Origin of the sequence: Pseudomonas sp. B2M1-30 (assembly GCF_025447575.1) — a bacterium.
GTDB lineage: Bacteria > Pseudomonadota > Gammaproteobacteria > Pseudomonadales > Pseudomonadaceae > Aquipseudomonas > Aquipseudomonas botevensis.
Genome location: NZ_JAOEJT010000004.1, coordinates 151574 through 164720, shown reverse-complemented (window position 1 = coordinate 164720; position 13147 = coordinate 151574). Strand labels below are relative to the sequence as shown.

Genomic DNA, 13147 nt, shown 5'->3' with positions numbered 1-13147 from the left:
TTTTGTGGTGTGGCGACGACCGTCTTCCTCGATCAATGGCCGACGCCGTTCATTGTCCCGGCGCTCTGGCGTTGAACAGCATCAGCAAGTTGCCGCTGTATTCGCCAGGCCGGTAACCGCCGACCGGAATGATCGGGTCGACTTCCAGGAGCACACGCCTGCCCGCAGCGGCTTCTTCCTGACTCAACACCTGGCGAAACGCCGGTTGATCGCTGAGCTCGACGCCGTTGAAGCGCACCCGCAGGCCGATGATTTCTCCCGGCCTGCCGGTGGCCAGGTGCGGTGGCGTTTCCAGGCGGGCCTCGATGGCGCTGGTGTCGTGGCGCACATCGAAATGTCTGCTGAGCCTGCTCAGCGTCGAGTCCGAGTAGTTCCACACCAGGTGCTGGGGACGGTGGATCCAGTTGGGTTCGGACGGAATGATGTAGAAAGGCCGGCTGGGCACCGTCACCGAAACCTCGAAATTCAGCGTCTCGCGCGCCGCCCAGGTGGTGGCGGCCATCAGGCCGGTCATAGCCGCCATGACGGCGGTGAGCCATTGCTTGTTCATGTGCGTTCCTTGTTGCATGGGAGTCAGCGGCTCACGACCTTGAGGTCCTGCTTGTGCTCGCCTTCGACCAGTTTGAAGCGGTACTCGCGGCCCTGCTCCTTGTCGAAACCGAAGGTGCGCCCGGCCAGCACATGGTGTTTGACGGTGGCACCGCAATCGGTTTCATCGGTCAGCGAACAGCTCTTGAACTCATCGACCACCAGCACCGTGTTGCCGTTGTTCTTGACTTCATAGCGGCTGGCGCCGTCGTTGATCTGCGTGTCGTAGCGCGCATTGAGCGGCCGCACGAAGAACACCGTGCCGAACCCGGTCATCACGTTGACTCCGGCCGAGAGAGTCTTCTTGTAGTCTTCACGCTCCTCGCTGGAGACCACGAAGTCGTCTTCCTTTTCCGGCACCACCGGTACGAACCGCACGCGGAAATAGCGCTCGCGCTCACGCTCGCCCATGTACAGCAGGCGTGTGCCCTGCATGCCTTCGGCCGGGATGATCAGGCGTGCCGGGCTGGCCATCAGGCCGTTGCGCGAAGCGCCGTCGGCCGAGGCCTCGACCGGGATTTCATTCGGCGTACCGTCCGCCTCGTAGACGATTTCCAGCACATTGACCTTGACGAACGCGGTGCTGTCGCCGCTGTTGAAGACCCGCTTCAGGTAGGTGCTCTTGCTGCCGTCGAGGTAGTCGTACACCGTGCCGACATTGATCTGCGGTCCGGCGTGGGCAGTCGTGCAGAACCCGGCGAGCAGCCACAGCAAACTCAGACGTTTCATCGTCGTTGATCCTTTGCAAAATGAAGTTGAGCAGGCACGGAGGTTCATACTTCCGAGTCCCAGATGATGGTGGCGTTGCCGCGCATCGTGCCTTTCGTGCCGGGCTTGAGCATGAAGTCGATGTCCCATTTATCCATGTAGAAGCGCAGGATGCCGGGCTTGCGATCGACATAGCGCATCGGCTCGAAAGGTCCGGTCCACAGGTTGTTGTACAGCGGGAAGGCATAGCTGCCGGGGTGGTTCTCGGCAGGCATGACAATGCCGTCGGGCAGGATCATCTTGATCGAGAACCGCGAGTGCCCGGCACTACCGCCCATACTGCATAACGTGGCACCCGTCCCTGCTGCGTCGCACAGCAACATCACCTTGAAACGGCTCGACGAAGAGAGGAAGAACTGCTGGTCACGGTAGATGGCCGTCGGCCTTTTCCCGGCATTGATCCAGCTATGCCAACCGCCCTCGGGTTCCATCTGCACCTTGTCGCCCCCCGGCGGCAACTCGACCTTGAGGGTGTGCTGCACATCGAGCACGAAGTCCAAGGTGATGTTGCTGTCGTTGGGGATCATCATCGAGCCCATCTGAAAGTCACCGGCCGGGCCGACGGTGTAGGTCAGCGAACCGGTGTACAGCCCCGAGGACATGCTCAGCGGATTGGGTGTGCGCAGTTCGTAGGCGATGTCCACGCCACTGAAGGCCATGGACGGGATCCGATAAGCCGCCGTCTTGGTGCACAGGGCTTCCACCGGCGCTTTCCAGAAGAACCAGTAGTTCGCCGGATAGTAGCCACCCACCCCGCTGTACCCACAGGGCGCCGGCGCATTGACCCAGCTGTTATTGGTCCAGAGCTGGCGATGGCCCTCCAGACTGTCCGTCACCCCGACCAGGCTGGCGGCCGACTGCGGCAGGATGTACTGCGAGCCGATGCCGGTGATGCGGATTTCGACGGTTTCCGATTCGCCGGTCGCCTGGTTGGTCACCGTCAGTTGCCGCCAGTTGGCCGGTACTTTCAAACCGATGTCGGCCCCCGGCGTACCGGGCAGGATGGGGCCGGCGGACTCGAAGCGAATCGGCAGCTGGATGCTGAACGTATTGTTGTCCACACACTGCGCGGGGTAGATCGCGCAGTAACCGCTGTTCGGCGTCTGGTTGACGAACACGTTCTTGTTCGGCTGCGACGAATCGGGCTGGAACAACGCCCGGATCTCCTGGTTTGCCGCCTCAGCCGAGGCCATGCCCAGCGCGGCCAGCAGGCCCAGGCCACTGATCAATTTGTTCATGGCTCAACCCGCCTTCTGTTCAGTGAATGTCGCGTCGGCGAGAGTGTCCGGCGTGCAGCGCAAGTCGCCGATCATCAACACGTTGTTTTCGCTGGGATGGCGATCCGCATCGAGGCGGAACTGACACAGCAGTCGGTTTTCCCGGCGCACTTCGAGGGTCGGCGAACCGGCATTCATTTCCATCGAGAAGAACCCGTCGACTTCGGTGACCCCGCGACTGGCGTGGTTGATCACGTGATGGCCCTTGAGCGGCCGGCCCTGTTCATCCACCAGGCGACCGAGCACGGTGAGGGTCTTCATCACGCGAACCTTGCGGTAATCCACGCCGCCCTTGTTCAGGTGGTAGCGGGCGCGTGCCGGCGCGATGGTCGCGGCGGGCACATGGTTGCCTTCGAAGTCGAAACTCACCGAGCTGTTCTGGTACGCCGTCAGCGGGATGAAATTGCGCCCCGGCTTCAACGCCGCACCACCGCCACTGAGGTCGTCGGCACGCAGGATGACGTCTTCGATATCCGACTCGACGTCGACGATCATGCCGGCGCCGCGCATTTCGTATTCGCTGGTCATGAGCATTTTCTGCTTGCCGATGACCAGGGTGCTGTCCAGGTTCAGGCCGCCGGTAAAGTTGTTGTTATAGGACGAGCGCTGGATGAAACCATCGCCGTTGACCGAATCGGTACGGAAGTTGGCCAGGCTCGACAGACCGATGCCGTAGGTGTCGCTGAGGGCCGTCACCGAGACGTTCTGCAGGACGTGATCCTGGAAGTCCTTGCGCCAGCCGAGGGAGGCGTTGTTGTCACGCCCACCGTCACGGTCGGTACGCGAACCGATGCTGCCGGTCAGCTGCTGGCCCGGTGCGCCGATCGCCAGGTTCAGGCTCAGATCGACGCCGCGATTGCGATCATCGCCACTGCTGAAACTGCCTGGCCGGTCGAACAGCGACAGACGCCAGTTGGCATCGTTGCCGAACAGCACCGCGCGACGGCTCCAGCCCAGATCGACACCCACGCCTTCGACGTTGCCTTCGCTGTGGGAGACTCGCGCATTCAGGGCATTGCGCTGGTCAACCCGGTGGTTGATCGACAGCGACGAGTTGCTGGTCTGGCCGATGAACACGTTGCGCTGCCGCACGCGGGTGCCGTCGGGCAGGGTTTCGTACAGGTCGGTGGTGTCCAGCCAGCTGCGGGTGTGGCTGAGGATCAGGCTGCCGGAGCCGTAGTTGTACAGGCTTTGCAGGTCCAGCCCGGTGCCGTAGTCACGGGTCTGATAGGCGTTGGCAAACAGGCTCAGGCGATTGCCCACCGTCCAGTCGATGGACGTGCCGTATTGCAGCGACTCACGCACCTGACGGGCCGAGAGTCCGAGAATCACCCGTGGATGCGCCAGGTAGTTGATTGATGCCCCGGCCGTGGTGCTGCCGCTGGCCTGGCGATCCCAGTTGCTCAGCAGTTTGCTTTCCTCGCCGGCAAACAGGTTGTAGCGCCAGCGCTCGTCGTGATTGCGCCAGTTGTTCGGCTTGTAGACCAGCTCCTGAGTGCTGGAGGTGATCTGGCCGTCCTCGACCAGACGCACTTCCACTTCATAGATGCCGCCGGGCAAAGGCCGGGTATCGAGGGTCTGCAAACCGGCCGGCACCGGCTGGGTGTTGATCAGCAAACCATCGCGATAAATCTCCACCGAACCCTGACGGTTGGCGGTGACGTAGATCGGATAGACGCTGGGCATCGCGTTGTTGATGGCCAGGCTGTCGGAGCTGCCGTACATCACACCGACCGCCGTGTCCGGGCTGGTGCCAAACGTACGCGGCTGCCGGGTCAGGCCTTCGGAATTGGGGGTGAAATAGCCCAGGCGAAAGAAACTGCCTTGCAGTTCGCGCTGGGTGTAAAGCTCATGCACCGCGTGGTACAGCTGGTCGTCCGGGCCGCCCATGCGCGCCACTTGCATGTTGAAGGTCTGGCTCCAGTTGCCCAGACTGCCACTCGCCTCCAGGCCGAAACGTCCGCCCGTATCCTGGCCTTCGCCACCGTTGAGGTTGAGCTGGTTGCGCACCATCAAACCGCTGCTGCCGGCTTCGGGCTGCTCGTAATAACGCCGTGCCTCGAGATCGCGCTCGGCGTCGCGGGTGAGGATCGAAACCAGCGAACTCTCCAGGTTGTAATGCACCGCCAGCACGTTGTCCGGACAGGATCCGGTGCAATCGCCAAGCGCTACGCCGGGCTTAAGGTAACTGGCCCATCTCTCCCGCTCGGCCGGGCCGTAGCGGTTCTCGCTGGTGTCGGTGAATTCGAGCAGGGTGATGCGGTCATCGCGCGACAGCACGACCAATGCTTCGCCCAGAGGCTGCTGGTCGAGCTCGATGCGCACCGCCAGGGGAACATCGAAGAAATGCTCCTCGAAATCTGCCGGCAGGCCCTTGGCCTGCGCCAGCAGGCTGCGAGGCGTCGTACCCAAGGAAGCAGGTGCCGCCGCCGCGCTGGCACAAAACAGCAACGCAAGCGCAACCGCGATGGGTGTCATCGGGAACATGAACTCTTACTCTGATTTTGAACAAGTTGAAGTCCGGCGGAACAGACCAGCTGAGGTGTCCCGCCGGGAAACGCTACTTGGCAGTCAGCGCAAATCGCCCGATCAAGGCTGAACCACAGGTGGCACAGCATCGAAGGTCATGGCGACCACACCGGTGTAATCACCCGGCAGGTAGTTGCTGCCGTTGGCGCTGATCTTGATCGGCGCGCGGAAGTTCACGTCGGACTCCGACTCACCTACAACCAGTTGCGGAGTCTGGTTCAGTTCCTTGTTGTTGAACTCCACTTTCAGGGCAATGGTCTGGTTGCCGTAAATCAGTTGCGGAACACTTTCCAGGCTGGCGTGAACCGAACCGCTGTTGTTGCGCACATCGAAGAAACCGTTGACTTCGCGCATCTTGCCGGTGCTTGGCTGGTAGCTCATGTCCTGGTCTTTGTTGACCAGATCCGAATCGGTCGGAACGACATAGAAACCGTTGGTCGGCACGTGGGCGACCAGGCTGATCGAATGACGGGCTTCACCGGCGGCGAAGGCCACGGAAGAACTCAGAGCCAGGACAGCCAGGGGCGCAGCGAAAGCAATTTTCTTGAACATCGGTCAGTACCTTGTTTTCTTTTAAGGGGGTCAGATGCGAGGAAGTTCAAAACAACTCAGGTCGAAAGGGCGAGTGGTTTTGAACTTCCAACGCCGAGGCATGATCGACTGTTCTCTCCGGAATGTAAGCAGGCAACTTCCCACAGTCTCGTAGTTCATCAACCTTATGACCAGCAAGAAAAAACACCAAACATTCAATATTCAAAACTTCAACTGTAAGTTATTCCCTACATACAGTTTCAGGTAAAAAACCATACAGCCATTCAAACTATCAAGACCGGGGATATTGGCAATTTATAGAACATATACTCAACTTTATAGAGTCACAGCTTTAACTTTCAGGTCACTGTTTTTGACCACGAATTTATTTAGTGCAAGTGCGTCGGACATTCGACAAACAGGCTTTTCTCTGGGGAAAACCACTCGTCGGCACCTCCGGAATCGGAGGAAAAAGGGCTTGCCTGCCTTTCAAGATATATCTTAAGTTGTATCTAAACACGACGAGAGAAGACAGAAATGAGAGACCATCATTCCCCCCATCACCCCCACGGCGACGGCCGTGACGGCTTCGAAAGACGTCCCGGGCGCGAACGCGGCGGCCGTGGCCCCAGGGTTTTCGCCCCTGGTGATTTGAAATTGCTCCTGCTGGCGCTGATCGCCGAGCAGCCGTGCCACGGCTACGACCTGATCCGCCAGATCGAAGGCCTGTTCGACGGCGCCTACAGCCCGAGTCCCGGCGTGATCTACCCGACCCTGACGTTTCTGGAAGAAAGCGAATTGATCAGCGGCGACGCCGAAGGTGGCAAGAAACGCTACGCGGTGACCGAGGCCGGACGTGTGTTCCTGAGCGAACAGGCCGTCGCCCTCGATGGCGTGCGCATGCGCATCGATGTCAGCAAGCGCTCGTTGCGCGGCCACGACCGACCGCCGGAAATCCACGAAGCGGTGCACAACCTGCGCCACGCCCTGCAAATGCACCACGGGCGCTGGAGCCCGGACGAAATCAAACGGGTGGCGGCCCTGCTCAACGACACCGCCAAAGCCATCGTCGACGGCCCCGCCGTTGGAACAACCGTATCGGAGAACGCCGAATGAGCGCAGTCGATAACCTCACCATTCACCGCGTGATGCATGAAATCAAACGTCGCCGCCTGCAAGTGCTGCGCGTGGTCGACCTGACCCCGCGCATGCGCCGCATCACCCTCGGCGGCCCGGAACTGGCCGGTTTCATCAGCCTGGGCACCGACGATCACGTCAAACTGCTGTTTCCGCAGAATGCCGAACAAGCCGCCGCGCTGGAAAACCTGGTACTGGGTGCCGGCAAGAACGACGGGCCGATGCCCGAGATGCGCGACTACACCCCGCGCCGCTACGACCTCGACAAGCTTGAGCTAGAGATCGACTTCGTCCTGCACGGCGACGGCCCTGCCTCGACCTGGGCCGAACAGGCGCAACCGGGGCAGTTCCTGCACATCGGCGGGCCGCGCGGTTCGATGATCGTGCCGGACATTTTCGACAGCTACCTGCTGATCGGCGACGAAACCGCGCTCCCCGCCATCGCCCGCCGCCTCGAAGGCATGGCGGCCAATCGCAAGGCGCTGGTGGTGATCGAAGTGGAAAACGGTCGCGAACAGCAGGCGCTGGAAAGTGCGGCGCAGGTCAATGTGATCTGGGTACTGCGCGAAGGCGGCAAGGACAACCTGATGACCACCGTGAAGCAGCTGCAGGTGCCCAAGGGCAATCTGTACGCGTGGGTGGCAACGGAAACCAAAGTCTCACGGCAGATCCGCCGGGTGCTGCTCGACGAGCATGGGCTGGATGAGCAGTTCGTGAAGGCCGTGGGTTACTGGCGCGCCGAGGGTTCCGAAGAGGAGTGACGGGCGCCTTCCCTTGTGGGAGCCGGGCTTGCCCGCTCCCACAAAGCCCACAGACAGCTTCAGTTGCGCCTTCCCCGCCAGCGGTCAATGCCGATCACCCCTAAACCGATCCCCACGAACCCCGCCAAAATCCCCGCCGCATTGATGAACACCTGTGGATAACCCAGCAGCGCCACATCAATGAACGGATAGGCGTAGGCCCCCAGCAGATGCCCGCGCAACAGCGCATAGGCGAAGTACACCAGCGGATAGATCAGCCACAGCGGCAGATGCGTCAGACGCAACGTCCCCTTCGGCACGCACAACCACCAGTAACCGAGGAACAGCAGCGGCATGATGTCGTGAAGCAATTCGTCGGCAATGAACTGCCAGCCCTGGGGATGCCAGAGATGGCGCAGCAAAATGTTGTAGGCCAGGCCGACCAGGGCGATGCTCACCGCGATCGCACTGCTCACCGACGGCTGCAGAAACCAGCGGCGCGCGGCGGATTCGCGCTCGGTGACCGCGCAGGTCAGCACCACCGCCACCAGGGTGTTGGTCAGGACCGTGAAGTAGCTGAAGAAACTCACCAGGCCGCCCAGCAGACTGGCGCCGACACCCAGGCGGGCGAAAAAAATCAGATACAACTGAATGCTCAGGCCGGCCCAGCCGAGCACGGCCGTCAGCGCGATCAAGCGGCGCCGCAGCACGGCGTCCATCTCAGAGCGGACGCTTGGTGCGCATCAGCTTGACGTACAGCCGCTCGACCTTCTCCCGTGCCCATGGCGTCTTGCGCAGGAAAGTGAGGCTCGACTTGATGGTCGGATCGCTCTTGAAGCAACGAATGTCGATACGCTCGGCCAGCCCCGACCATTCGTAGTGGGTCACCAGCGCATTGAGGATTTGCTCGAGGGTCACGCCGTGCAGTGGATCGGGGTTGTGTTCGTTCATGCCGGGCCTTTGGGCGAATTGAAAATGCGAAAGCCGCGCACCTTAGCCGAGGGGGTGTTCGGGTGGAAGGCCTTCCTTCAAATGTAGGCCAACCGCGAAAGATCGCAGCCGGTGACGCCCCCGGCAATGTGCCGTTTTGCCGCACTGTTACCGAATCCGAAAGAATTCATGTCAGCAAAAGACCTTTGTCTTTTTGTAACAGACCATTATCCTGCGGCCCTCCTGCTGAATCGCTTCACTGTCTGCGTCAAATTGTAGCGCTCAGCGCATTCCCCAAAAAAGATCAAGAAAGACCTCTTCATGCCCGATTTTCCGTTTCTCCGAGACAGCGCTGTCTCAACCCTGCGCCTGATCGGCGGCTGCACCGCCCTCGGCCTCGCCACCTGCACCCAGGCCGCTGCGGCCTTCGACAGCGATTCACCGTACATGCTCGGTGACTGGAATGGCGCCCGCAGCGAACTCTCGGAAAAAGGCATCGACTTCAAGCTCGATTACGTCGGCGAAATGGGCAGCAACCTGCACGGCGGCTACGACCATGACCGCACGGCACGCTACAGCGATCAGTTCGGCCTCGGCACGCATCTGGATCTGCAAAAACTGCTGGGCTGGAACGACGCCGAATTCCAGTTGACCGTGACCAAGCGCAGCGGCAACAACATCAGCAACGACCGCATCAACGACCCGCGCGTCGGTGGCTTCACCTCGGCCCAGGAAGTCTGGGGTCGCGGCCAGACCACCCGTCTGACGCAGATGTGGTATCAGCAGAAATTCTTCGACCAGAAACTCGACATCAAGGTCGGCCGCTTCGGCGAAGGCGAAGACTTCAACAGCTTCCCCTGCGACTTCCAGAACCTGGCGTTCTGCGGCTCGCAGGTCGGCAACTGGGTCGGCGGCATCTGGTACAACTGGCCGGTCAGCCAGTGGGCGCTGCGGGTCAAATATCACCTGACGCCGGAGTTGTACGCGCAGGTCGGCGCCTATGAGCAGAACCCGTCGAACCTTGATCGCGGCAACGGCTTCAAGCTCAGCGGCAGCGGCACCCAGGGCGCGATCCTCCCGGTGGAACTGGTGTGGACACCGAAGCTCAACGGCCTGCCGGGCGAGTACCGCGCCGGTTATTACTACAGCAACGCCAAAGCCACCGACGCCTACAAGGATCGCAACGGCCAGCCGGCCGCCCTCACTGGCGAGGCCTACCGCAGCGCGTCGAGCAAACATGGCGTGTGGCTGGGCCTCCAGCAGCAAATCACCAGCGTTGCCAGCGACGACAGTCGCGGCTTGAGCCTGTTCGCCAACGGCACGATGCACGACAAGAAGACCAACGCGATCGACAACTACGTGCAGGCCGGCCTCGTCTACAAAGGCCTGTTCGACGCCCGCGCCAGGGACGACATCGGTTTTGCCCTGGCCCGCGTCCACGTCAACCCGGCCTACCGCAAGAACGCCGAAGCGACCAACCAGGCCCGCGCCGTCTACGACTACGACGATCCATCGTTCCTGCCGCCGCAGGACACCGAATACAGCGCCGAGCTCTATTACGGCGTACACGTCACGAACTGGCTGACCGTGCGCCCGAACCTGCAGTACATCCGCCATCCCGGTGGCGTGGACAAGGTCGATGACGCGCTGATCGGCGGGATCAAGATCCAGTCCTCGTTCTAAAGCACAACTGAAAACCCGTGTGGGAGCGAGCTCCCACAAATGAAATTCGATAGCTACACAAGTTTTTATCTGAACCATGCCCGCGCCCGATCGTCATCTAAAGTGACTACAGCGCGGGACTACTTGAAACGTCACGGAGAACCACACTATGAGCACCGAAAGTGCTTCGAGTCGAGGCCGTCTGCTACCGAGCCTGCTCGGTATTCTGCTTCTACTGATGGGCCTGGCCATGCTGGCCGGGGGAATCAAGCTGAGCACGCTCGGCGGCTCGCTGTACTACCTGCTGGCCGGTATCGGCATCGCGCTGACCGGCATCCTGTTGCTGATGCGTCGCCGCGCAGCACTGGGCCTGTACGCCATCGTGCTGTTTGCCAGCACCGTATGGGCACTGTGGGAAGTAGGTCTGGACTGGTGGCAACTGGTGCCACGTCTGGCACTTTGGTTTGTCCTCGGCTTCGTGATGCTGCTGCCGTGGTTCCGTCGCCCGCTGCTGCTCAACGGTCCTGCTCCCCTGGGCTCCGGCGGCCTGACCGTGGCCGTGATTCTGGCCGGCGTCACCGCCCTGGCCAGCCTGTTCACCCACCCGGGCGAAATCTTCGGTGAACTGGGTCGCGACACCGCCGACACCACCAGCACCGCCCCGCAAATGCCGGACGGCGACTGGCAGGCCTACGGCCGCACCGAATTCGGTGACCGCTACTCGCCGCTCAAGCAGATCACCCCGGCCAACGTCGGCAAACTGCAAGAGGCCTGGCGCATCCAGACCGGCGACCTGCCGACCGCCGATGATCCGGTGGAGCTGACCAACGAAAACACCCCGCTGAAAGCCAACGGCATGCTTTACGCGTGCACCGCTCACAGCAAGGTGCTGGCGCTGGACCCGGACACCGGCAAGGAACTGTGGCGCTTCGACCCGCAGATCAAGAGCCCGGTCGGCTTCAAGGGCTTCGCCCACATGACCTGCCGTGGCGTGTCGTACTACGACGAAGCGGCCTACGCCAAGTCTGAAAACGCCGCCTCGGCGGTCATCTCCGAAGCCGGCAAAGCCGTGGCCCAGGCCTGCCCGCGTCGCCTCTACCTGCCGACCGCCGACGCCCGCCTGATCGCGCTGAACGCCGACACCGGCAAGATCTGCGAAGGCTTCGGCAACAACGGCGTGGTCGACCTGACCCAAGGCATCGGCCCGTTCACCGCCGGTGGCTACTACTCCACGTCGCCAGCGGCGATCACCCGGGACCTGGTGATCATGGGCGGCCACGTCACCGACAACGAGTCGACCAACGAGCCATCGGGCGTGATTCGTGCCTACGATGTACGCGACGGTCATCTGGTGTGGAACTGGGACAGCAACAACCCGGACGCCACCGAACCTCTGGCTCCCGGCAAGATCTACAGCCGCAACTCGGCGAACATGTGGTCGCTGGCCAGCGTCGACGAAAAACTCGGCATGGTGTACCTGCCACTGGGCAACCAGACCCCTGACCAGTGGGGCGCCGACCGCACCCCGGGCGCCGAGAAATTCAGCGCCGGCGTCGTTGCCCTCGACCTGGGCACCGGCAAGGTCCGCTGGAACTACCAGTTCACCCACCACGACCTGTGGGACATGGACGTCGGCAGCCAGCCAACCCTGCTCGACATGAAAACCGCCGACGGTGTGAAACCGGCCCTGATCGCCCCGACCAAGCAGGGCAGTCTGTACGTCCTCGACCGTCGCGACGGCACGCCGATCATTCCGATCAAGGAAATCCCGGTTCCGCAAGGCGCCGTGAAAGGTGACCACACCGCCCCGACCCAGGCCCGTTCGGACCTCAACCTGCTGGCTCCGGAACTGACCGAAAAAGCCATGTGGGGCGCCAGCCCGTTCGACCAGATGCTGTGCCGTATCCAGTTCAAGGAACTGCGCTACGAAGGCCAGTACACCCCGCCATCGGAACAGGGCAGCCTGATCTATCCGGGTAACGTCGGTGTCTTCAACTGGGGCGGCGTATCGGTCGACCCGGTTCGCCAGATGCTGTTCACCAGCCCGAACTACATGGCTTTCGTCTCGAAAATGGTGCCACGCGCCCAAGTCGCCGCCGACAGCAAGCGCGAGAGCGAAACCGCCGGCGTGCAGCCGAACACCGGCGCGCCTTATGCGGTGATCATGCACCCGTTCATGTCGCCCTTCGGCGTACCGTGCCAGGCCCCGGCCTGGGGCTACGTCGCCGGCATCGACCTGACCACCGGCAAAGTCGTGTGGAAACGCAAGAACGGCACCAGCCGCGACAGCTCGCCAATCCCGATCGGCATGAACCTGGGCGTACCAAGCATGGGCGGCTCGATCGTCACCGCCGGCGGCGTCGGCTTCCTCAGCGGCACCCTGGATCAGTACCTGCGTGCGTATGACGTCAACAGCGGCAAGGAACTGTGGAAAGCGCGCCTGCCTGCGGGCGGTCAAGCGACCCCAATGACCTACACCGGCAAGGACGGCAAGCAATACGTCCTGCTGGTGGTCGGCGGCCACGGCTCGCTGGGCACCAAAATGGGCGACTACGTGATTGCCTACAAACTGTCCGAATAAGCATTAGCGACCGTTGAAGAAGGCGACGCCCTGTGAGGGGTGTCGCCTTTTTTGTGGGTTACGTTCAGGGTTTATGCGCGGGATGATTGGGCTTTGCTGGACTTGAGGACGCTGCCCTCTCCCAGGGGGAGAGGGGACTGACCACAGCGGCAGTAAAGAATATGTACCCCCACCAAAACCAGGCCGGCCCGAAGGCCGCCTTCGCGGGCAAGCCCACTCCCACAAAAACAAAAACAAAGGCAAAGGCAAAGGCAAAGGCAAAGGCAGCCTGAGAAGTCCGCACCCGCTTCTCACCACTCAACACGATGAGCGTTAGCTCGAGTACCGCTTTTGATCTTGCCGTGCCGGCCCCTTCGGCAGGCTGAGTGGAGGGATTTATCCGGGGGTGGGAGCGCAGCGACCGT

The 13147-nt window shown here is 61.7% G+C and carries 11 protein-coding genes; 4 read left to right on the top strand and 7 right to left on the bottom strand.

Features of this window, described 5'->3' with window-relative positions; genetic code table 11:
- Positions 1–49: 49 nt before the first annotated feature.
- From N8H74_RS10275 to N8H74_RS10255, 5 genes are all read right to left on the bottom strand, one after another.
- Positions 50–550 (bottom strand): CS1 type fimbrial major subunit, encoded by a 501-nt coding sequence (locus tag N8H74_RS10275; RefSeq protein ID WP_262147343.1) that lies wholly within the window; start codon positions 548–550, stop codon positions 50–52.
- A 23-nt stretch (positions 551–573) separates the two neighbouring features.
- Complete coding sequence (locus tag N8H74_RS10270) at positions 574–1317, bottom strand: molecular chaperone (protein ID WP_262147341.1); 744 nt, start codon at positions 1315–1317, stop codon at positions 574–576.
- A 44-nt stretch (positions 1318–1361) separates the two neighbouring features.
- Positions 1362–2594, bottom strand: coding sequence for a hypothetical protein (locus tag N8H74_RS10265; protein ID WP_262147340.1), 1233 nt, complete (start codon positions 2592–2594; stop codon positions 1362–1364).
- Between the two features lie 3 nt (positions 2595–2597).
- A complete protein-coding gene (locus N8H74_RS10260; RefSeq protein ID WP_262147338.1) occupies positions 2598–5120 on the bottom strand; it encodes a CS1-pili formation C-terminal domain-containing protein in 2523 nt (840 codons plus the stop codon).
- A gap of 102 nt (positions 5121–5222) precedes the next feature.
- Positions 5223–5714, bottom strand: coding sequence for a CS1 type fimbrial major subunit (locus tag N8H74_RS10255; protein ID WP_217833706.1), 492 nt, complete (start codon positions 5712–5714; stop codon positions 5223–5225).
- Positions 5715–6230: 516 nt separating this feature from the next.
- On the opposite strand from N8H74_RS10255, the gene N8H74_RS10250 reads away from it, so the two are divergent.
- Both N8H74_RS10250 and N8H74_RS10245 read left to right on the top strand, forming a co-directional pair.
- Positions 6231–6809 carry a PadR family transcriptional regulator gene (locus tag N8H74_RS10250; RefSeq protein WP_262147333.1) on the top strand — a complete coding sequence of 193 codons (579 nt, stop codon included), beginning with the start codon at positions 6231–6233 and terminating at the stop codon, positions 6807–6809.
- Positions 6806–7591: a siderophore-interacting protein gene (locus N8H74_RS10245; protein ID WP_262147331.1), complete on the top strand. Its 786-nt coding sequence runs from the start codon at positions 6806–6808 to the stop codon at positions 7589–7591. Before N8H74_RS10250 ends, N8H74_RS10245 begins: the two co-directional genes overlap by 4 nt.
- Positions 7592–7650: 59 nt before the next feature.
- Here N8H74_RS10245 and N8H74_RS10240 read toward each other — a convergent pair whose 3' ends face one another.
- Positions 7651–8289, bottom strand: a complete 639-nt coding sequence (locus N8H74_RS10240; RefSeq protein ID WP_262147329.1) for a Pr6Pr family membrane protein — start codon at positions 8287–8289, stop codon at positions 7651–7653.
- 1 nt (position 8290) lies between these two features.
- Positions 8291–8521, bottom strand: a complete 231-nt coding sequence (locus tag N8H74_RS10235) for a VF530 family protein (protein ID WP_065258699.1) — start codon at positions 8519–8521, stop codon at positions 8291–8293.
- 300 nt (positions 8522–8821) lie between these two features.
- Between N8H74_RS10235 and N8H74_RS10230 the strand changes: the two genes are divergently transcribed.
- Both N8H74_RS10230 and N8H74_RS10225 read left to right on the top strand, forming a co-directional pair.
- Entirely contained in the window at positions 8822–10183 is a 1362-nt protein-coding gene (locus tag N8H74_RS10230; protein ID WP_262147326.1) for a carbohydrate porin, read from the top strand.
- A gap of 148 nt (positions 10184–10331) precedes the next feature.
- Positions 10332–12743 (top strand): glucose/quinate/shikimate family membrane-bound PQQ-dependent dehydrogenase, encoded by a 2412-nt coding sequence (locus tag N8H74_RS10225; RefSeq protein ID WP_262147324.1) that lies wholly within the window; start codon positions 10332–10334, stop codon positions 12741–12743.
- Positions 12744–13147 lie beyond the last annotated feature (404 nt).